General features: G+C 61.9%; 18 protein-coding genes. 11 read left to right on the top strand and 7 right to left on the bottom strand.

Annotated elements, in window-relative coordinates:
- The first annotated feature begins 75 nt into the window (after positions 1-75).
- Positions 76-1,251 (top strand): saccharopine dehydrogenase NADP-binding domain-containing protein, encoded by a 1,176-nt coding sequence (locus REH34_RS29645; RefSeq protein WP_311970228.1) that lies wholly within the window; start codon positions 76-78, stop codon positions 1,249-1,251.
- Positions 1,252-1,326: 75 nt separating this feature from the next.
- Here the strand turns inward: REH34_RS29645 and REH34_RS29650 are convergent, their stop codons facing one another.
- Positions 1,327-3,168: a sigma-54-dependent Fis family transcriptional regulator gene (locus REH34_RS29650; protein WP_311970229.1), complete on the bottom strand. Its 1,842-nt coding sequence runs from the start codon at positions 3,166-3,168 to the stop codon at positions 1,327-1,329.
- 337 nt (positions 3,169-3,505) lie between these two features.
- On the opposite strand from REH34_RS29650, the gene REH34_RS29655 reads away from it, so the two are divergent.
- The 6 genes from REH34_RS29655 to REH34_RS29680 all read left to right on the top strand — a co-directional run bounded on the left by REH34_RS29655 (position 3,506) and on the right by REH34_RS29680 (position 9,554).
- Positions 3,506-4,600, top strand: coding sequence for an ABC transporter ATP-binding protein (locus REH34_RS29655; protein ID WP_226502630.1), 1,095 nt, complete (start codon positions 3,506-3,508; stop codon positions 4,598-4,600).
- A complete protein-coding gene (locus REH34_RS29660; protein ID WP_311970230.1) occupies positions 4,600-5,751 on the top strand; it encodes an ABC transporter ATP-binding protein in 1,152 nt (383 codons plus the stop codon). The genes REH34_RS29655 and REH34_RS29660 overlap by 1 nt, the downstream gene beginning before the upstream one ends.
- Positions 5,744-6,610, top strand: a complete 867-nt coding sequence (locus REH34_RS29665) for a carbohydrate ABC transporter permease (protein WP_226502632.1) — start codon at positions 5,744-5,746, stop codon at positions 6,608-6,610. Before REH34_RS29660 ends, REH34_RS29665 begins: the two co-directional genes overlap by 8 nt.
- 26 nt (positions 6,611-6,636) lie before the next feature.
- Complete coding sequence (locus REH34_RS29670) at positions 6,637-7,437, top strand: carbohydrate ABC transporter permease (protein WP_226502853.1); 801 nt, start codon at positions 6,637-6,639, stop codon at positions 7,435-7,437.
- 12 nt (positions 7,438-7,449) lie between these two features.
- Positions 7,450-7,722 (top strand): DUF2160 domain-containing protein, encoded by a 273-nt coding sequence (locus tag REH34_RS29675; RefSeq protein WP_226502633.1) that lies wholly within the window; start codon positions 7,450-7,452, stop codon positions 7,720-7,722.
- 62 nt (positions 7,723-7,784) lie between these two features.
- Positions 7,785-9,554 (top strand): ABC transporter substrate-binding protein, encoded by a 1,770-nt coding sequence (locus REH34_RS29680; protein WP_226502634.1) that lies wholly within the window; start codon positions 7,785-7,787, stop codon positions 9,552-9,554.
- A gap of 252 nt (positions 9,555-9,806) precedes the next feature.
- On the opposite strand, the gene REH34_RS29685 is transcribed toward REH34_RS29680, so the two are convergent.
- The 6 genes from REH34_RS29685 to REH34_RS29710 all read right to left on the bottom strand — a co-directional run bounded on the left by REH34_RS29685 (position 9,807) and on the right by REH34_RS29710 (position 15,012).
- Positions 9,807-9,962: a hypothetical protein gene (locus REH34_RS29685; protein WP_226502635.1), complete on the bottom strand. Its 156-nt coding sequence runs from the start codon at positions 9,960-9,962 to the stop codon at positions 9,807-9,809.
- A 271-nt stretch (positions 9,963-10,233) separates the two neighbouring features.
- Positions 10,234-11,541, bottom strand: coding sequence for an MFS transporter (locus REH34_RS29690; protein WP_409373209.1), 1,308 nt, complete (start codon positions 11,539-11,541; stop codon positions 10,234-10,236).
- Between the two features lie 110 nt (positions 11,542-11,651).
- The gene (locus tag REH34_RS29695) at positions 11,652-12,278 is read right to left on the bottom strand and encodes an N-carbamoylsarcosine amidohydrolase (protein WP_311970231.1); all 627 of its coding nucleotides are present in this window, start codon (positions 12,276-12,278) and stop codon (positions 11,652-11,654) included.
- Between the two features lie 11 nt (positions 12,279-12,289).
- Complete coding sequence (locus REH34_RS29700; RefSeq protein ID WP_311970232.1) at positions 12,290-13,042, bottom strand: Asp/Glu racemase; 753 nt, start codon at positions 13,040-13,042, stop codon at positions 12,290-12,292.
- A gap of 15 nt (positions 13,043-13,057) precedes the next feature.
- Positions 13,058-13,867 carry an alpha/beta hydrolase gene (locus tag REH34_RS29705; protein ID WP_311970233.1) on the bottom strand — a complete coding sequence of 270 codons (810 nt, stop codon included), beginning with the start codon at positions 13,865-13,867 and terminating at the stop codon, positions 13,058-13,060.
- A complete protein-coding gene (locus tag REH34_RS29710) occupies positions 13,864-15,012 on the bottom strand; it encodes an FAD-dependent monooxygenase (RefSeq protein ID WP_311970234.1) in 1,149 nt (382 codons plus the stop codon). Before REH34_RS29710 ends, REH34_RS29705 begins: the two co-directional genes overlap by 4 nt.
- 317 nt (positions 15,013-15,329) lie before the next feature.
- Between REH34_RS29710 and REH34_RS29715 the strand changes: the two genes are divergently transcribed.
- The 4 genes from REH34_RS29715 to REH34_RS29730 all read left to right on the top strand — a co-directional run bounded on the left by REH34_RS29715 (position 15,330) and on the right by REH34_RS29730 (position 21,098).
- Positions 15,330-16,382: a 2,5-dihydroxypyridine 5,6-dioxygenase gene (locus REH34_RS29715; protein WP_311970235.1), complete on the top strand. Its 1,053-nt coding sequence runs from the start codon at positions 15,330-15,332 to the stop codon at positions 16,380-16,382.
- A 102-nt stretch (positions 16,383-16,484) separates the two neighbouring features.
- Positions 16,485-16,925 (top strand): MarR family winged helix-turn-helix transcriptional regulator, encoded by a 441-nt coding sequence (locus REH34_RS29720; RefSeq protein ID WP_226502646.1) that lies wholly within the window; start codon positions 16,485-16,487, stop codon positions 16,923-16,925.
- A gap of 107 nt (positions 16,926-17,032) precedes the next feature.
- Positions 17,033-17,542 (top strand): (2Fe-2S)-binding protein, encoded by a 510-nt coding sequence (locus REH34_RS29725; RefSeq protein WP_226502647.1) that lies wholly within the window; start codon positions 17,033-17,035, stop codon positions 17,540-17,542.
- Positions 17,535-21,098, top strand: coding sequence for a molybdopterin cofactor-binding domain-containing protein (locus tag REH34_RS29730; RefSeq protein ID WP_311970236.1), 3,564 nt, complete (start codon positions 17,535-17,537; stop codon positions 21,096-21,098). Before REH34_RS29725 ends, REH34_RS29730 begins: the two co-directional genes overlap by 8 nt.
- Position 21,099: the final 1 nt, after the last annotated feature.

The raw sequence follows: 21,099 nt of genomic DNA on the forward strand, positions 1-21,099 counted from the left end.
ACCCGCTAATCATTATTACCCTGGGTTGCTAGAGTGACGCACTTGTTTTCAACCCTTCGCAGGAAACACCACGACATGAGCTCTCGGTCCTTTGATGTGATCATTTTTGGCGCCACCGGCTACACCGGCCGCCTGGTCGCCGAATATTTTTTCGCCACCCATGGGGTCGGCGGCCCGGTCAAGTGGGCGCTCGCCGGCCGTAACCTGAGCAAGCTGCAAGCCATCCGCGACACCTGGGCCGACGCTGACGCCTTGCCGTTGATCATGGCTGATGCCGAACAGCCGACCACCCTGCGCGACATGGCGTCGGCGACCCGGGTGATGATCAATACGGCGGGGCCGTTTTCGCTGTACGGCTCTGATCTGGTCGCCGCCTGCGCCGAGCTCGGCACGGACTACGTGGACCTGTGCGGGGAGATCCCGTGGATTGCGCAGATGATCGAGCGCCATCAGGCCACCGCACGCGCCTGCGGTGCCAGACTGGTGTTCTCCTGTGGTTTCGACTCGGTGCCTTTCGACCTCGGCGTATGGTTCGTCCAGCAGCAGGCCATGCAGCAGTTCGGCCAGTACGCCCCCCGTGTGCGAGCGCGCATGCGCAAGATGCACGGTGTGTTGTCGGGCGGCACCTTCGCCAGCGTCGGCGCTGTCGAGGCGGCCGCAGCCACGGATTCGGCCCTGGCCGCCTTACTGAACGATCCGTTTGCCTACACGCCCGGCTTCGAGGGTGTCGAGCAACCGGACGGGCAGACGCCCTACGTCGATGACGTGGCGGGCAGCTGGGTGGGGCCATTCATCATGTCGACCATCAATACCAAGGCCGTGCACCGTACCAACTACCTGCAGGGCCACCCGTGGGGCGAAGACTTCCAGTATGACGAAATGCTGATGCTCGCCGCTGCGCCTGCCAAGGACGAGGTGCCGGGCCTGGCAGGGTTCTCCTACAACGAAGGGGGTCATCCGCAACCCGGACAAGGGCCGAGCCAGGCTGAAATCGACGCCGGTTTCTACGACGTGGTGTTTTATGCCGAACTGGGTGAGGGCAGGGTGGTGAAGGCCTCGGTCAGCTGTGATGAAGACCCCGGCTACCTGTCCACCTCCAAGATGCTCGCCGAGTCGGCATTGGCGTTGGCCTTCGAAGTCGATCGCGAGCAGACGCCCGGTGGCTGCTGGACGCCGGCGGCGGCGCTGAACGAAGCCTTGATCGCGCGCCTGAGCAAGAACGCACGGATCAGGTTTTGCCCTGAGCAGTGAGTTGCCTTGGCGAATTGCTAAAAAACTGCCACACGCAGGTGGCACAGACGTTGGCCTGCACACAGTCAGGGACGTTCATACCTGCGCGCGCAACCGCTTATAAACCGTATTGCGGCTTACGCCCAAGTGCTTGGCAAGCTGGGAAATATTGCCGCCACAGGCTTGCAACAGCTCGTTCAGATTGCCATATGAGCCCGAAACAGCGGGGCTGTCAGCGGTTTTGACAGCCACGCCGCTGTTGTTGTAGACCTCCAGGTCGGCGAAGAAATCCTCCGGTAGATGCGCGGTACCGATCAACTCACTGTCGGCCAAAGCCAACGCTACCTGAATGACATTACTCAGCTGGCGCAGGTTGCCGGGCCAGGGATGGCGTTCGAACAGTGCCATCACGTGCGAATCGAAGCCCGCCGTTTGCCGGGGTTCCCGGTGCTGGTTCCAGAGGCTGCGCACCAGCGCGGGCAAGTCAGTGCGCTCGCGCAGCGGGGGCAGTTCGAGATTCAAACCGCTGATGCGGTAATACAGATCCTGTCGGAACAGCCCGCGGTGCACCTGATCGCGCAGGGAGCAATGGGTTGCAGAGATCAGCCGGATGTCCACCGGGTGTTGCTCGCTGCTGCCCAAAGGCTGTACGCAACGTTCCTGCAAAACCCGCAGCAAGCGTGCCTGCACCGCGAGCGGCATGTCGCCGATTTCGTCCAGGAACAGTGTGGCCTTGTGCGCCTTGCGAATCAGCCCGATGCTGCCTTTATGGTGCGCGCCGGTGAAAGCGCCCTTTTCATAGCCGAATAGCTCCGCTTCCACCAACTCTGAAGGAATCGCCGCGCAGTTCACCGCGATCAACGGCTGCTTGGCCCGGGAGCTGGCCTGATGCAGCGCCTTGACGAACACTTCCTTGCCTGCACCGGTTTCGCCATGAATCAACAGCGGCACGTTCTTTTCAAGTAATCGTTGCGCCTGCTCGAAAGCTTTTTCGATCTTCGCGTCGCCAAAACCCACGGCCATTGGTAACGCGCCGGCCACCGGTTGCCCTGACCGAGGCAGACTTGCCAAGGGCAGAACGGGGGCTTTGGGACGTTTGAGCTGACCGTAAAAGCGGTTGTCACGTGACGCCTGCAGGGCGAAAGGTTGCCCGTTTGATTGATCGAGCAGCTCGGCCAGCGTTGTCCTGAACAGCTCGTCGATGCTTGCCTGCAACAGGCTCGTCCCCAGCAGGCTGTCAGCGCGGCGGTTGGCGCAAAGGATGTGCCCGCTCTCATCGAAAATCAGCAGGCCAGCCCACTGGCTGTCGAGGTTGTCCAGGCCCGTGTTGAAGGTCAGCTGAAAATGGGTGTTCTGAAATTGGTCAAGGATCAGCCTGTTTTCGATGGTCTGACTGATCATCTTCACCATCCCCAACGTGTAGGAGGGCGGCAAGAAACTGTCGCTGGACAGGTCCAGCACCCCGACCAAGCGCCGTGAGGCGTCGAAGATCGGCGCTGCAGAGCCGGTCATGAAGCGATTGGCCTTGAGGAAATGCTCGTCGTGCTCGATGTGCACTGCTTGCTCACCGGCCAGCGCGGTACCGATGGCATTGGTGCCGGCGGCCTGTTCGACCCAGCATGCACCGGCTACGAAGCCCAAGCCCTGGGCCGGTTCGACGAAGCGCTGAGTGCCCCACGAGTTGAGCACCTGGCCCTGGTTATCGGCGAGCAGGATCAGGCAGTTGGCATTGCTCAGGATGTTTTCGTAGAACGGCAACACTTGCTGGTGCGCCGTCAGCGACAGCACCCGGTGACGTTCGAGCAACTGGCAAACCTGCTGTGGCGGCAACTGGCCGAAGGCCGGGAGCGAACGGTGGTCCAGGCCGAACTCCCTGCAGCGTGCCCAGGAATCCTTGATCATGGTGTCGTGCGCGATGGCAATGCCGGGTGTGGCCATGTGGAGATCGCTCCGTGCAGCGTGTTTTTATTGTTATGGGGTACTGCGTAGGCCGGGCTTAGGCGCCCTGAAAACTTCTGTGCAGTGTTGTTCAGTATTGCTCAAAGTCAATGTTCATTGTGTTCAAGTGTTCAGCTATTTCTGTTCATTTGTGTTCGCCAACGAACGCTCCCGGCACGCGATGGTTTGCCGACACCGCTCTGGCGCAAGCTTCCCAGGCGAATGAAGGTCGGCAGGCTGCGCTTGGCACGATTGTCGCTATCTCTCCAGCAGTCGACGAACGTGTCGGCCAGTATCCGCCTTCTAATAAAAATCGCCACTGACCAAAGGGCACCCCATGTCTCTCACGCTGGAGCACGTCAGCCGCTCGATCGACGGCCAGATCTGGATCGATGATGCATCGCTGAGCTTCGAACCTGGCTCATTCAACGTTTTGCTGGGGCGTACCTTGTCGGGCAAGACCAGCTTGATGCGCTTGATGGCCGGGCTGGACAAGCCCGACAGCGGGCGCATCCTGATGAATGGCAACGATGTCAGCCGGGTTGCCGTGCGCCATCGCAACGTGTCCATGGTGTACCAGCAGTTCATCAACTATCCGAGCATGACCGTTTACGACAACATCGCCTCGCCGCTGCGTCAGGCCGGTGTCTCGAAAGACGAAATCCAGCGCAAGGTGCTGGAAACCGCCACGATGCTGCGGATCGAAAAATTCTTGAGCCGCTATCCTCTCGAGTTGTCCGGAGGCCAACAACAACGCACGGCCATGGCCCGTGCACTGGTCAAGGACGCGGAGCTGATCCTCTTCGACGAGCCGTTGGTCAACCTCGACTACAAACTGCGCGAAGAGCTGCGTCAGGAAATGCGCCTGCTCTTTGAAGCTCGCCACACCATCGCCATCTATGCCACCACCGAGCCCAACGAGGCCTTGGCGCTGGGCGGCACCACGACCATCCTGCACGAAGGGCGGGTGATCCAGAGCGGCCTGACTCCCAAGGTCTACCATCAGCCCAAGACAGTACTGGCCGCCGAGCTGTTTTCCGAGCCACCTATCAATCTCATGCCAGGCAGCATCAAGGGTAACGAGGTCAGCTTTGCCAACTTCGCCCACTTCCCGCTCAACGTTGACCTGCGCAAAATCGGTGATGGTGATTACCAGTTCGGTGTACGGCCCAGCCACTTGAGCCTGGTGCCCTCCAACGATGACGACCTGGAGCTCGCGGTCACCGTCGAACTGGCGGAGATCAGTGGTTCCGAGACCTTCCTGCATGTGCGCAACGAGCATTTCGCCTTAGTGCTACATCTGCCGGGCGTGCATGGATACGAGGTGGACGCACCGATCCGGGTGTACATCCCCACCCACAAATTGTTTGTATTTGACCCGCAAGGCGGCCTGATTCAGGCGCCTGGCCTGCGCATGGCGAGGGTTGCCTGATGGCTGAGATCCGCTTGCAGAACCTGGCCCACAGCTACGTCGCCGCGCCCACAGGCCCCGACGACTATGCGATCCGCGAAATGAGCCATATCTGGGAGCAGGGCGGCGCTTACGCACTGCTCGGCCCTTCCGGTTGCGGCAAATCCACATTGCTCAACATCATCTCCGGCCTGCTGAGCCCGTCGGAGGGCCAGGTCATGTTCGATGCCAAGGTGGTCAACGCGCTGTCGCCGGAACAGCGCAACATCGCCCAGGTGTTTCAGTTCCCGGTGGTCTACGACACCATGACGGTGTACGACAACCTGGCGTTTCCGCTGCGCAACCAAGGCATGGATGAAAAAAGGATACACGCCAAGGTCAGTGAAATTGCCGAAGTGCTTGATCTCCAGCCATTGCTCAAAAAGAAGGCCAGGAACCTCACCGCTGATGAAAAGCAGAAGGTCTCCATGGGCCGTGGGCTGGTGCGCGACGACGTGTCGGCGATCCTCTTCGATGAGCCGCTGACGGTGATCGACCCGCATTTGAAATGGAAACTGCGGCGCAAGCTCAAGCAGATCCACGAGCAATTCAACATCACCATGGTCTACGTCACCCATGACCAGTTGGAGGCTTCGACCTTCGCGGACAAGATCGCGGTGATGTACGGCGGCCAGATCGTGCAGTTCGGTACGCCGCGTGAACTGTTCGAAAAGCCCCGGCACACCTTTGTGGGCTATTTCATCGGCAGCCCTGGCATGAACTTGATCGAGGTCACTCTGCAGCCGGGTGGGGTGGGGTTTGGTGAGGCCGGTCTTGCCAAGGTTGTCGTGCCACTGTCCGAGGGCGTGCAACAGCGCCTGGCAGCGACTCGATGGACTCGCCTGACCCTGGGGATCCGCCCCGAATTCGTGCATGTCTGGGACGGTCCTTATGACGAAGCCTGGTGCGCTGACGTGACCTATGTCGAAGACCTCGGGACCTACAAGATCCTTACCTTGAAGCTCGCCGGTCAGTTGCTGAAGGTGCGCCTGCAAGAAGACAAACCGGTGCCGCAGGGGCAGGCCTGGATCAGCTTTCCGGGACAATGGCTGATGGTCTATGCCGATGATTTCCTCGTCGAAGGCGACGTCCCGCTTGCCAGTGACTCGGCCCAAGGGGTAGCCCATGCGTAAAGTGCAGAACAACAAGGCCTGGTGGCTGGTGCTGCCGGTATTCCTGCTGGTGGCCTTCAGCGCGATCATTCCGATGATGACGGTGGTCAATTACTCGGTGCAGGACATCTTCGATCAGTCCAGCCGCTACTTCGTCGGCACGGATTGGTTCAGGCAGGTGCTACAGGATCCGCGCCTGCACGACTCGCTGCTGCGCCAGTTCATCTATTCGGGCTGCGTGCTGTTGATCGAAATCCCGCTGGGTATCGGCATCGCCTTGAGCATGCCGACCAAGGGCCGATGGTCGTCGCTGTGCCTGATCGTCATGACCATCCCCCTGCTGATTCCCTGGAACGTGGTGGGCACCATCTGGCAGATCTTCGGGCGTGGCGACATTGGCCTGATGGGCTGGTTTCTCAACAACGTGCTGGGCATCAGCTACAACTACGCGGCTAACGCCTCGGACGCCTGGGTGACGGTGCTGATCATCGATGTCTGGCACTGGACATCGCTGGTGGCGCTGCTGTGTTATTCGGGCTTGCGTGCCATCCCGGATGTCTACTACCAGGCGGCGCGGATCGATCGCGCGTCGGATTGGGCGGTGTTTCGGCACATCCAGCTGCCAAAAATGAAAAGCGTGCTGCTGATTGCCGTGATGCTCAGGTTCATGGACAGCTTCATGATCTACACCGAACCCTTCGTGCTGACCGGTGGCGGCCCCGGCAACTCCACGACCTTCCTCAGCCAAACGCTCACGACCATGGCGCTGGGGCAGTTCGACCTCGGCCCGGCGGCGGCCTTCTCGCTGGTGTATTTCCTGATCATTCTGCTGGTGTCGTGGGTGTTCTATACCGCGATGACCCACGGCGAAACGAACTAAGGGAGAGCATGAGCATGCGCAAGAACGTGTCGTTCAGAAAACTCGTGCCCCTGTGGCTCTACTTGCTGTTTTTGCTGCTGCCCATCTATTGGCTGGTCAACATGTCGTTCAAGACCAACACCGAGATACTCAGCGGTTTGACGCTGTTCCCTCGGGACTTCACCTGGGCCAACTATCAGGTGATCTTTACCGATGAGAGTTGGTACAGCGGCTATATCAACTCGCTGTATTACGTGTGCTTGAACACTGTAATTTCGCTGAGTGTCGCGCTGCCTGCCGCCTATGCGTTCTCGCGCTACCGGTTTCTCGGCGACAAGCACTTGTTCTTCTGGTTGTTGACCAACCGCATGGCGCCACCTGCGGTGTTTCTACTGCCGTTCTTCCAGCTGTATTCGTCCATTGGTCTGTTTGACACGCACATTGCGGTCGCCCTGGCTCACTGCCTGTTCAACGTACCGCTGGCAGTGTGGATTCTGGAAGGCTTCATGTCCGGGGTGCCGAAAGAGATTGATGAAACGGCCTACATCGATGGCTATAGCTTTCCCAAGTTTTTCGTCAAGATTTTCATCCCGCTGATTGGCTCGGGTATCGGCGTCACGGCGTTTTTCTGCTTCATGTTCTCGTGGGTCGAATTGCTCCTGGCGCGCACCCTGACCTCGGTCAATGCCAAGCCTATCGCCGCAGTGATGACGCGCACGGTGTCGGCCTCTGGCATCGACTGGGGCGTGCTGGCGGCGGCGGGGGTGTTGACCATCCTGCCGGGCATGCTGGTGATCTGGTTCGTTCGCAACCATGTGGTCAAGGGCTTCGCTCTTGGCCGTGTCTGAGGAGTGGTAAAAATGGATTGGATGGCCTGGACACTGCCCACCGCGATTTTCTTTGCCGGCATCGCCTTGCTGCTCACGGCAATGACCGCCTGGGAACTGCGCTCGGCAAGCGTCCCTCGTCGGGGTTTCCTGCCGATTTCCACAACGCGTGGTGATCGGTTGTTCATCGGGCTACTGGGAAGTGCCTACCTGCATCTGCTGGTGATCGGCGCGACCGACTGGAGTATCTGGATAGCCACCGGGGTTTCCCTGGTATGGCTGGTGGTGGTCATGCGCTGGGGCTGAGCCCTTTCAATCCATCCAGCGCACGAACAGCGGACTAATAACAAGCATCACTGGAGGTGTCTATGTTCAATAAAAAAAACAAGCTGCGACATAGCGTGACGATTTCAACCCTGCTGACCCTCAGCGGGCTGAGTCTCTCGACCTGGGCGGACCCGTATGAAGACGCGGCGAAGAAATGGGTGGGCAACGAATTCAAGCCATCGACACTGACCAGTGAGCAGCAGCTCGACGAGCTGAAGTGGTTCATAAAGGCAGCCGAACCCTTTCGCGGCATGAAGATCAAGGTCGTGTCCGAGACCTTGACCACCCATGAGTACGAGTCCAAGACCCTGGCCAAGGCCTTTACTGAAATTACCGGCATCGAAGTGACGCACGACCTGCTGCAGGAAGGCGATGTGATCGAGAAGTTGCAGACCGCGATGCAGTCGGACAAAAGTATCTACGACGGCTGGGTTAACGATTCCGACTTGATCGGCACCCACTTTCGCTATGGCAAGGCCGAAGCCCTCAGTGATTTGATGGCCAATGAAGGCAAGGATTTCACCTCGCCGACGCTGGATATCAAGGACTTCATCGGTATCTCGTTTACCACCGCCCCGGACAAGAAAATCTATCAGTTGCCCGACCAACAGTTCGCCAACCTTTACTGGTTTCGTGCCGACTGGTTCGAACGCGCCGACCTCAAAGCAAAATTCAAGGCCAAATACGGTTATGAACTGGGCGTGCCGGTGAACTGGTCGGCGTATGAAGACATCGCCAAGTTCTTCAGCGAAGACGTCAAGGAAATCGACGGCAAGAAGGTTTATGGCCACATGGATTACGGCAAGAAGGACCCTTCGCTCGGCTGGCGCTTTACCGATGCCTGGTTCTCCATGGCTGGCAGCGGCGACAAGGGCCTGCCCAACGGCTTGCCCGTGGACGAGTGGGGCATCCGCGTGGAGGATTGCCACCCGGTGGGTTCGAGCATCACCCGCGGCGGCGACACCAATGGCCCTGCGGCGGTATTCGCGACGCAGAAATACATCGATTGGCTCAAGGCCTACGCGCCACCTGAAGCGGCCGGCATGACCTTCTCGGAGTCGGGGCCGGTGCCTTCACAGGGCAATGTCGCGCAGCAGATTTTCTGGTACACCGCCTTTACCGCCGACATGACCAAACCGGGCTTGCCGGTGATGAATGCTGACGGCACGCCGAAATGGCGCATGGCACCGTCGCCAAAAGGCCCGTACTGGAAGGACGGCATGAAGTTGGGCTATCAGGATGTGGGCTCATGGACCTTCCTCAAGGCCACGCCGGAGAAACAGCGCTTGGCCGCTTGGCTGTATGCGCAGTTCGTGACCTCGAAAACCGTGTCCCTGAAAAAAACCATCGTCGGCCTGACCCCCATTCGCGAGTCGGACATCAATTCCAAGGAGATGACCGCGTTGGCGCCTAAACTGGGCGGCCTCGTGGAGTTCTACCGCAGCCCGGCCCGTGTGCAGTGGTCGCCCACCGGCACCAACGTACCGGACTATCCGAAGCTCGCGCAGCTGTGGTGGAGCCATGTCGCCGAAGCGGTCACGGGCGAGAAGTCGGCCCAGGCAGCGCTGGACGGGTTGGCGAAAGACCAGGACGCGATCATGACGCGCATCGAGCGCTCCAAGGTGCAGGACGCCAGCGGTTGCGCGCCGAAGATGAACCCCGAGACCTCGGCGGAGGCCTGGTACAAAAAGGCTGAATCCAGCGGCGGCCAGTTCCTGGCACCTCAACGCAAACTCGAGAACGAGAAGCCTAAAGGCGAAACCATCAGTTACAACGAATTGCTCAAGAGCTGGGAGGCGGGCAAGAAGTAATCGCTAACGCTACTCGAACGGTACCTGTGGGTGCCGTTTGGGTGACGTACCTTGGTCAACAGGGACTGGATAAGCAATCCTTACCTGGCAAATCCTTGGTCGGTCGGAAGAGGATATGGGTAATGATTCGATGTCTTCAAGCAGGCTGCATCACGTATTTCCAGGACGCTGCGTTCATCCGTGGGTGACCGAGCGGCTGCTGACTTGCGCCAGCAACCCATACGGCAAGCTCCAGGTCAGATCAGTGCCGGGTCAAGCCTGCTCGTTCTGCTTGTCATCGTCGTGCTTGAGGGGTGGCTTCATGCCTGGCTGAGGCGCGTGCTCGGCATCGGGCGCGATTTCTTCGCCGTGGTTCTTTTTCTCTTGCTGGACTTTTTTGTCGTGAGCGACGTTACGTGGATCTGTCATGAAAATTCCTCGATTGGGTAAATGATTCAAACACCCACCTAGGCGATACGCCGGCGTTGAGCATCTGGGCATGATTTGGAGTTGGGCCGGGCTTGAGCGTTCAATACATCTCGGACTGCAACGGCCTGAGGAGGTGAACCGCTTGCTCCTAAAGGTTCTGGGCTGCATCAAGGTGGGTGCTGGGGCGTTTGATGTTCGCTCGAAAGCGGTAGTGGTCGTGGACTTCAGTGATATTGCTATCGCTGAAGCCACTGGGTGGAGCGCGGTGGTTTTATCGGTTGACGACTTTTGCAGGTAGCGCCACCACCAGCAATGAACTCAGCAGCAAGCACCCGGCGAAGATCCACAGCGCTATTTGCGGGCTGTGGAAGTGGTCCATCACCACGCCCATGAGTGAGTTGCTTACCAGCCCGGCGATGTTTGCCACCGAGCAGGCCAGGGCGAAGCCCGTAGCGGCCGCGGTGCCCTTGAGGAAGGTCGCGGGCAGGCTGAAGAACACCGGCACGGCGCCGATGATGGTCAGCGAAGCGACCGAGAACAACGCTACGGTCGCCGCCACGTTCTGGGTGAAGAAGGTGCTCAGGAACATCGCTGCGGCACCGACGATAAAGGGCACGATGATGTGCCAGCGGCGCTCGCGGTGCTTGTCCGAACTGGCGCCGATGGCGAGCATGCCGATCAACCCGGCCAGGCTCGGAATGGCCACCAGCAGGCCGATATCTGCGGGGTTGGACACCCCGGCGTTTTTGATGAAGGTCGGCAGCCAGAAGCCCATGGCGTAGGCACTGAGCAGGATCGAGAAGTCGATGCCGCCGAGCATCCAGACCTTGATGTTGAAGAAGCCGTCGCGGAACGAGTGGCCGCCCGGGTTTTCGCCTTCATCCTTGGCCAGCACAGCGCTGAGTTCGGACTTTTCCGCGTGGCTCAGCCATTTTGCGTCGCCGATGCCGTTGGGCAGTACCGCGAAACACAGGAAACCCAGCACCACGGTCGGCACCGCTTCCAAGAGGAACAGCCACTGCCACGCGGCCAGCCCGCCGACACCGCCGAAGTGGCCCATGATCCAGCCCGACAGGGGGCTGCCTAGCAGGCTCGACAACGGCAGGCCGATCATGAACAGCGCGATGATGCGGCTGCGACGGTATGACGGGAACCACTGGCTGAGGTAGTACAGCACCCCCGGCAAGAAGCCCGCTTCGGCCGCGCCCAGCAGAAACCGCAGGGTATAGAACTGCCACTCGCTGGTGACGAACATGGTCAGCCCCGAGAGCAGGCCCCAGCTGATCATGATGCGGGCGATCCACAGGCGTGCGCCGACTTTTTCCAGTACCAGGTTGCTCGGCACCTCGAACAGGATATAGCCGACGAAAAACAGGCCTGCGCCCAGGCCGTAGGCGGTTTCGCTCATGTGCAGTGTGTCGAGCATCTGCAGTTTGGCGAAGCCGACGTTGATGCGGTCCAGGTAAGAGGCCAGGTAGCAGAAACACAGGAAGGGGATCAGCCTCCAGATGATCTTGCGGTAGCTGTCGGACGCCTGCGCACGCGGCATTTCAAGGGCTCCGGTTTCGCTGAGTGACATGTCGTGTCTCCTGATTCTGCCGCTTTTGCGGCGCTACGGGCTATGTTCATGGGCAGACAGGAATCAGTGGGCGAGGGGCGTCTCTTGAATGGACGCCTCCCTGGGAGCCCTTACAGCGTGGCGAGATAGTCCAGCGTTTGTGCTCGGGAAACCACATCCCCGTATTTATTATCGATGTCGAACAGGTTGGCCTCGTGGGGTGCCTGGTGCCGATCGCCGACGCACTCGCGCACGACGATGCCGCGATAGCCGTATTGCACTGCGTCCACGGCGGTGGCGCGCACGCAGCCGCTGGTGGAGCAGCCCAGCATGATCAGCGTGTCTACGCCCAGTGCATGCAGCATGGGTGCCAGGCTGGTACCAAAAAAGGCGCTGGCGTATTGTTTGGTCAGCACCACCTCGGTCGGCAGTGGCGTCACTTCAGGGCAAAACGCGGCCAAGGGATTACCCTCGATCATGTCCTTCATCACCGGCGCCTTTTTCACCCACATGCCACCGTCTGCGAAGTGCCCGGGATGGTAGCGGATATTGGTGTGGATCACCGGAACGCCGATGGCGCGTGCGGCCGCCAGCAGCTCGACGCTATGGGACACGGCATCGACTACGCCGGGCGCGAACAGCGGTGCGCCCTCGGTGGTGTAGCCCTGCATGAAGTCGATCAGCAGCAATGCCGGGCGCCGACCGAAGCCGACGCGATTACCCCACACCCCGGCGTAATTGTCTTCTGCGCTGCTCATGAGCGTGCTCCTCAGTAGGCGCCAGACAGCAAGGCCCCGGCACCGGGCACGATCGGCTCCAGTTGCAGGGCCTTGAGCATGGCGTAGGTAGTGGCGATGGCGGCGGTCAGCACAGGCTTGCCGGTTTGTGCCTCGACCTTGGCGACGGCGCCCAGCGAGGGCATCTGCACGCAGGCGGAGAGCACGATCACGTCCACATCGGTCAGGTCCAGGCCGGCGACGATACCGGGCAAACGGGACGGATCATGGCGAGCCACGTCGAGGTTGTCGGGGATCTCCAGGGCGTGCCACACCTTCACCTCGATACCTTCGTGCTGGATGTAGTCCACCACCAGTTCGGTCAGCGGTTTCATGTAGGGCGCCACCAGGGCGATGCGCTTGGCACCCAGCACCTTGAGGCCGTCTACCAGAGCGCCGGCACTGGTGATCACCTTGGCCTCGCAGTCGTTGTCCAGCACCACTTGGCCCAGGCGCTGCTGGGATTCACGGTGGTAGCCACGGCCCATGGCCATGATCGCCACCAGGCAAGCGTAGCCGAGCACATCGACGCGGGCGTCGGACAGCTCCAGGGCGCAACGGTCGGACTGTGCGTCCATGGCTGCCAGTTCTTCCTTCTTCACGTGCTTCATGCGCATGCGCGCCGAGTGGAACGTGAAGCGCTCGGGACGGATCAACTGGCGCGCGGTGAGCATCGCCGGAATCTCGGTTTCCATGGTGGTGTTGGAGCTCGGCACGATCTGGCCGATGCGGTAGAGCTTGCTCATGGTGGGTCTCCGGATTCAGCTCAGGGGGTGGCCGAGGAAGCTGCCGAAGGCGCGGAAGAAGCCTTCGAAGTCGTCCCAAGGGATCATGTGCCCGGCGTTGTCCACCTTCACGGTTTCGATCGACGGTTGCAGGGCGCGGATTTCGGCTTCGTCTTCGGCGCCGATCACGCCACCCTTGCCCGCAATCATCAGCAGGGTAGGGAGGCGGTCAAGGGGGAAGTCCTGATGGATGTCCACCTGGTGAAAATCCTCATAGGCCTTGAGGATTGCCGGCGCATAGCAAGTGTGCAGCCATTCGGCGCGCAGGGCGCGTTGCTCCAGGGTCCATGTCGGGCAGAAGGCGAGCATGTCGGCGGCGCTCATGCCTTGCTCGGCCTGGGCAATCGAGTCCATGTACCACGGCAGCTTGCCGGGGTATTCGCGACGGCCCGGGCCGGACACTGGCGGGTCGATCAAGGCCAGGCGGCTGAACGGTGCCTCGGGATGGCGGGTGGCGGCGCGCAGGATGAAGCGTGCACCCATGGAGTGGCCCACCAGCACGCAGTCCTTGAGCTCCAGGGCCTGGGCGAAGGCGGCGATGTCGTCGGCGCAGGCGTCGGTGCCGTAGTCCAGTGCCGGCCCGGTCGATGACAAGCCGCGGCCGCGGGCATCCAGTACGTAGGTGTCGAAGTGCTCAGCCAGGCGCTCGGCGACGAAACCCCAAGTGATGGCCGGGCTGGTGATGCCCGGGATCAGCAACAGCGGTTGGCCTTTGCCGCCATAGCGCAAGTAGTGCTGGCGAATGCCGTTGGCCTGCACGTTGGCGCCGTAGAGGAAGCGACTCATGCTGCGTTCTCTGATTTGAGCGGGTGGTCGAACAACTCGTAGCCGAATACCCACGAGGGGTCTTCCTGGGTGCGCAGCCAGGTGTTGGCGTTGGACACGGCCTGCACGCGGGAGGCTCGCTCTTTACGGTTGGCCTCATACAAGCGAAAGCCGGTGCTGTAGTCGCTGAGACCGGTCTCCATCAGGCAGCGGGCGAGCATGGCGCCGTCTTCGATGGCCATGGCGGCACCCTGGGCCATGTGCGGTTTCATCGGGTGGCAGGCATCGCCCAACAACACCATGCGGCCCTTGCTCCAGACCGGCAGTGGCTGGCGGTTGAGCAGTGGCCACTTGGTGATGTCCTCGGCGTTCTCGATCAAGGCCTGCACGCTGGGGTGGTAGCCCTTGAAGGCATCGAACATGGCCTCGCGGCTGCAGTCGACGTAGCTGGCGTTGCCGCCTTCCCATTCGGCTTGGGGCACGCCGCTGACGAAGTAGTACTCGTCGCGCTTGGCGGTGGTGTAGTAGACCATCAGGTGGCGGTCGCCCGACCACCATTTCACGCAGTCCTCGAAATTGAAGTCGTATTTGGCCAGCTTGTGCGCCGGGATCAACGCGCGGTGGCCGACCCAGCCGCTGTAGGTGGGCGCTTCGACGCCCAGCAGGTGTTCGCGAACGCGGGAGTTGATGCCGTCGGCACCGATCACGATGTCGGCGCGGGCCTGGGTGCCGTCGGCGAACTTCAGCAGCACGTCGCTGCCGCTTTCGTCGAGGCTGGCCAGGTGTTTGTTGAAGTGCACCGAGCCGGGCTTGAGGGCGGTCATCTGCAAGGCATGCAGGTCGCCACGATGCACGGTGAGGTAGGCAGCGCCGTATTCCTTGCGGGCGAAATCACCCAGGGGGATGCGCGACATGTATTCGCCGTCAGCGCTGCGGCTGAACCAGAAGTCCGGGTGCGAGCCCATGGCTTCAAGCTGCTTCTCGATGCCTTGGCGGCGGAAGATCTTCAGCACGTTGGGGCCCATGTGGATCCCGGCGCCGAGGCGTGAGAAGTGCTGCGCCTGTTCGTAGATATCGACTTCGAAGCCTGCCTGCTGCAGCGAGGCGGCAGCTGCGGCGCCGCCCAGGCCGGCGCCGACGATGGCGATTCGTTGTGTTGCCCCCATGGGTGTTGTCTCCTCGATGGCCGATCTCCGGAACGTGGGATCGGAACGCATTTACAGTGTATGCACTATTATTTTTCGCTGTGAAGGGGCTTGTCGAAAAATAGTTGAAAAAGCGTCCAAGGGGCTAATCCAGCGTATTACCCTGGCAGAATATGGGATTTATCAGTTTTCTAATCATTGGCTCGCACTTTGCAGACGCCGCTTCATAGTTTTTGAATGTGTCATTAAGTAGCGTATACATTATAAATGTGCACCATCACGAAGCGCGCCGCGCCATCGCGGTGCATATTTAACCCACCGGCTCAGGAGAAAATGCAATGGCTGTCAGCGACGCTGAACTGACCCAGATGTTCGAACATGTGCTCACGCTGTCGAAAGTGGACGCCACCCAAAGCGTGGCCATCCTCAAGGCCCACTACTCCAACCCGCGCACCGTGCGTGCGGCGATGGAGGCCGCGCAGCGGCTGGGCGCCAAGGTGTATGCCGTGGAGTTGCCGGCCTTCAATGCCCCGGTGGCCATGGGCAACGACATGACCGCCTACTGCGGCGACACCGCGCTCACCGGCAACCTCGCGGCCCAGCGCGCGCTGGAAGCCGCTGATCTGATCGTCGACACCATGATGCTGCTGCATTCCCCCGAACAGGAGCAGATCCTCAAGACCGGCACGCGCATCCTGCTGGCCGTCGAGCCCCCGGAAGTGCTGGCCCGCATGCTGCCGAGCGAGGCCGACAAGGCACGGGTGATGGCCGCCGAAGCCGTGCTCAAGCAGGCCCGTACCATGACCGTGCGTTCCCGCGCCGGCAGCGATTTCCGTGCGGCGCTAGGCCAGTACCCGGCGGTCACCGAGTATGGCTATGTTGATCAACCTGGGCGCTGGGACCATTGGCCCAGCGGCTTTCTGTTCACCTGGCCGAACGAGGAAACCGCTGAAGGCATTCTGGCGCTGGACGTGGGGGATATCCTGCTGCCGTTCAAGACCTACTGCCGCGAGCGCATCACCCTGGAGATCGAAAAAGGCTTCATCACCCGCATTCACGGCGGCTTCGAGGCGGAGTACCTGCGCGAATACATGAAGTACTTCAACGATCCCGAGGTGTACGGCATCTCCCATATCGGCTGGGGCCTGCAGCCGCGCGCGCAATGGACCGCCATGGGTCTGCACGACAAGAACGACGGCATGTGCATGGACGCCCGTGCGTTCTACGGCAACTTCCTGTTCTCCACCGGCCCTAACACCGAGGTGGGCGGCAAACGCAAGACGCCGTGCCACATGGATATCCCGCTGCGTCACTGCGACATCTACCTGGACGATCAGGCCGTGGTATTGGCCGGTGATGTCGTCGCCCCGGCGGCTTCTATCGCCAAGTGACCGCGTACCGCTGGCGTCCGTGATGCTAGGTCCGGGCGCGCGGTGGGGGTGGGCTTTGAGTTATCGTATGTGTTTTCCAGCTGCCGCGGACCTGTCCTGCCCATGAGTTCCACCGATCCTTCCTATGCCTTCACCGAACAGGTGGGGCACTTGCTGCGCAAGGCTTATCAGCGCCATATGGCGATCTTCCAGCAGAACGTCGGCGAGTCGCAGCTCACCGCAGTGCAGTTCATCACCCTCTGCGCCGTGCGCGACCATGGCCCCAGCTCGCTCACCGAACTGGTGGCGCTGACTGCCGTCGACCAGGCCACCATCCGCGGCATCGTCGAGCGTCTCAAGGCGCGCGAACTGGTAGCGCTGGGGCATGACGCCCAGGATCGGCGCAAGGTCATCGTGCACCTGGCCGAGGCCGGTCGCGTGGCTGTGGAGCAGACCGTGCCGTGCGCCCAGCAGATCAGCGAGCTGACCCTGAGCAACCTCAACCCCGGAGAGCGAGTGGCGATGCTGTTCCTGCTGCGCAAGATGATCGACGACCCTGCCTGATTCACCGCACCTGGCGAACCTGGCGCGAGTCTTTGAGCGTCAGTCGGCCGCTTGGCACCGTTCTTGCCTTTTGATGTAGTAAGTACTACACGAAAATAGAGAGCGGCATGAACACACCTCTTGCGCCTACCGCGTCGACTCGCATCAGTTGCACCGTCAACGGCCAACCGGTGACGTGCAGCGCCATGGCCGACACGCCCTTGCTGCTGGTGCTGCGCAACGATCTGCACCTTAACGGCCCCAAGTTCGGCTGCGGCCTGGGCGAATGCGGGGCGTGCACGGTGATCGTCGACGGCAAAGCCACGCGTGCCTGCGTGATGCCCTGGAGTGGGGTGGCGAATCGTAACGTCACCACCCTCGAAGGCTTGGGCGACCGCCATCGCCCGCACCCGGTACAGCAAGCCTTCATCGACGCCCAGGCGGCGCAGTGCGGCTATTGTCTGAATGGCATGATCATGACCGCCAAGGCCTTGCTCGACCGCAACCCCGACCCCAGCGAAGCGCAGATACGCCGCGCGCTGTCGGCCAACCTGTGCCGTTGCGGCACGCACCTCGAAATCCTCGCTGCGGTGCGTAGCGCCGCCCAGCTTTATCGTGAGAGCCGTCGCAATGACTGACCGTGCCGTTCCGACCCAGGCCGAACTGCTGGCGCGCGAAGGCGTGTTGCTGGTGGTCGACCAGATCCAGCCGCCGCCCGGACTGGTGCCCAAGGGCAAGACGCCCATTCTCAAACCTAAAGAGCTGGGGCTGTTCATCGCCCTGTGCGATACCGGCGAGTACTACGCCTTCAACGGCCATGTGGACCTGGGCACCGGCATCCAGACCTCCCTGGGGCAGATCGTCGCCGAAGAACTCGACCTGCGCATGGACCAGTTGCGTGTGGTGCTGGGCGATACCGCCCGGGCGCCGAACCAGGGCGCAACCATCGCCAGTGCCACCTTGCAGATCTCCGCCGTGCCGCTGCGCAACGCCGCCGCCGAAGCGCGCCGCTGGTTGCTGGCGGCAGCGGCCGAGCGCTTGGGCAGTGACGACCTGCGCATCGAAGCCGGCGTGGTGCATAGTCGCGATGGCCGGGCGCTGAGTTTCGCCGAGTTGATCCAGGGCCAGCGCATCGAGCTGACCCTCAGCGGCGACGCACCGTTGAAGTCTTTGGCCGATTACAAACTGGTAGGGCAAAGCTCGGCGCGGGTCGATATCCCGGCCAAGGCCACCGGCGAGCTGACCTTCGTGCACGACATGCGCGTGCCGGACATGCTCCACGGCCGCGTGGTGCGCCCACCCTATGACGGCTACGACACCGGGGTGTTCGTCGGCACCAGCCTGATCGCTGTCGATGAAAGCTCCATCGCCCATCTTCCCGGCATTGTCCGCGTAGTGGTGATCGGCGACTTTATCGGCGTGGTGGCCGAGCGCGAGGAGCAGGCGATCAAAGCCGCACGTGAGCTCAAGGTGCAATGGAAGCCTTGGCAGCAACATCTGCCCAACCTCGACGATATTGAACAAGCACTGCGCGACAACCCGTCGATCAAGCGGGTCGTGCACGACACCGGCGGCGTCGATGCCGCGTTGGCCAGCGTCGCGACTCGCCTGAATCGCCGCTACCTGTGGCCGTACCAACTGCACGGTTCCATCGGCCCGGCCTGCGCGGTGGCCGACTACCAGCCCCAGGCGATCCGCATCTGGTCCGGCACCCAGAATCCCCACGCGTTGCGCGCCGACTTGGGCTGGCTGCTGGAGGTCGATGAAACCGGCATCGAGATCATCCGCATGGAGGCGTCCGGCTGCTACGGGCGCAACTGTGCCGATGATGTATGCGCCGACGCGGTGCTGCTGTCCCGCGCGGTCGGCAAGCCAGTGCGCGTGCAACTGACCCGCGAGCAGGAGCACGCTTGGGAGCCCAAGGGCACCGCGCAGTTGATGGACGTCGACGGCGGTATCGACGCTGCCGGCGACCTGGCCGTCTACGACTTCCGCACCCGCTACCCATCCAACGGCGCGCCGACCCTGGCACTGCTGCTGACCGGCCGCGTCGAGCCGGTGCCGGTGGCCTACGAGATGGGCGACCGCACTGCGGTGCCCCATTACAGCTACCCGGAGCTACGAGTCAGCATCGAGGACATGGCGCCGATCGTGCGCGCCTCTTGGTTGCGTGGCGTATCGGCGCTGCCCAACGTCTTCGCCCACGAATCCTATATCGACGAGCTGGCCCACGAGGCGGGCGTCGACCCGGTGGAATACCGCCTGCGCTATCTGCCTGACGAACGCGCCGCCGAACTGGTGCGCGCCACCGCCGAGCGCGCGCAATGGACGCCACACACCCAGCCCGGTCAGACCCCTGGCGAAGACGGTGTGTTGCGTGGCCGCGGCTTCGCCTACGCGCGATACATCCACAGTAAATTCCCCGGCTTTGGTGCTGCCTGGGCCGCCTGGGTGGCCGACGTGGCCATCGACAAGCAGACCGGCGACATCGCGGTGACTCGCGTGGTGGTCGGCCATGACGCCGGCATGATGGTCAACCCGGCCGGGGTGCAGCACCAGATTCACGGCAACGTGATGCAGTCCACCAGCCGTGTGCTCAAGGAGCAGGTGACGTTCGAGGAATCGCGGGTGGTCAGCAAGGAGTGGGGCGGCTATCCGATCCTGACCTTTCCCGAGGTGCCGCAAGTCGATGTGATGATGATGCAGCGCCAGCATGAACCGCCGTTGGGGGCAGGGGAGTCGGCCTCGGTGCCCAGCGCTGCGGCGATCGCCAACGCGGTATTCGATGCCACCGGCATCCGTTTTCGCGAGCTGCCGATCACCGCCGAGCGGGTGCTGGCGGCGCTCAAGGCTGCCGAGCCCCAGGACCCGGTCGGGCTGCCTTACGCTGCGCCGGTCAAAAGCAAGAAGCGCAAATGGCTGTTCGGCGGCCTGGCAGGGCTGTTCGGCACTGCCCTGGGCCTGGGTATCAGTGCCATGCCCTGGCGCGCGGAAATCGCCGCCGTGACGCCGCCACCGGCCGGCACCTGGAGCGCGGCGACGCTGGAACGCGGCCGGCAACTGGCCGCCGCCGGCGACTGCGCCGTATGCCACACCGCCCACGGTGGCGTGAACAACGCGGGCGGGCTGGCCATGGATACGCCGTTCGGGACGCTGTACAGCAGCAACATCACGCCTGATGCACAGACGGGCATCGGCAACTGGTCGTTCGCCGCGTTCGACCGGGCCATGCGCCAAGGCATCAGCCGTGATGGGCGACACCTCTACCCGGCATTTCCCTACACCGCCTTTCGCAACATCAAGGAAGCAGACATGCAGGCACTTTATGCCTACCTGATGTCACAACCCGCAGTGCCCAGTACGCCGCCGACCAACCAGGTGCGCTTTCCGTTCAATGTGCGGGCGCTGATGGCGGGCTGGAATACGCTGTTCCTCAAACAGGGCGAATATCAGGACGATCCGGCACGCAGCGCGCAGTGGAACCGTGGCAATTATCTGGTAAACGGCCTGGGCCACTGCGCCGCCTGCCACTCGCCGCGCAACCTGATGGGCGCGGAGCAGGGCGGGGCGAAGTTCTTGTCCGGGGCGATGGTCGACGGTTGGGAAGCGCCCGCCCTGACCGGTTTGTCCAAGGCGCCCACGCCCTGGACCGAAGACCAGTTGTTCAGCTACATGCGCACCGGCTTCAGCGCCGAACACGGCGTTGCGGCAGGGCCGATGGGACCGGTGGTCAGCGAGCTGTCGACCTTGCCCGACGATGACCTGCGGGCGATCGCCCATTACCTCGCCAGCCTCGAGGGCGAGCCGGTGGCCCAAGCGCAAAAGACGGTCGCCAGCCTGCCCGTTACGGCGAACCTGGCCAATGGGCGGCGGGTGTTCGAAGGCGCCTGCGCCGGTTGCCATAGTGCCCTGGACGGCGGTCCCGAGTTGTTCGGCGTGAGCCCATCGATGGCGGCGAATACCAACGTGCACAGCGACCGTCCCGACAATCTGATCAAGGTCATTCTTCACGGTATCGGCAACCCGGCCGTCAGCGAACTGGGTTATATGCCGGCGTTCAAGGACAGCCTCTCCGATACTCAGGTCAGCGACCTGGTGGCCTATCTGCGCAGCACCTTTGCGGCCGACAAGGCCCCTTGGCCACCGCTGGGCAAGCAAGTGGCCTGGCTGCGCGTCAATCCCGGCAGCCACTGAA

The sequence above is a fragment of the Pseudomonas baltica genome, from assembly GCF_031880315.1.
In the GTDB taxonomy this organism is placed as follows: Bacteria; Pseudomonadota; Gammaproteobacteria; order Pseudomonadales; family Pseudomonadaceae; genus Aquipseudomonas.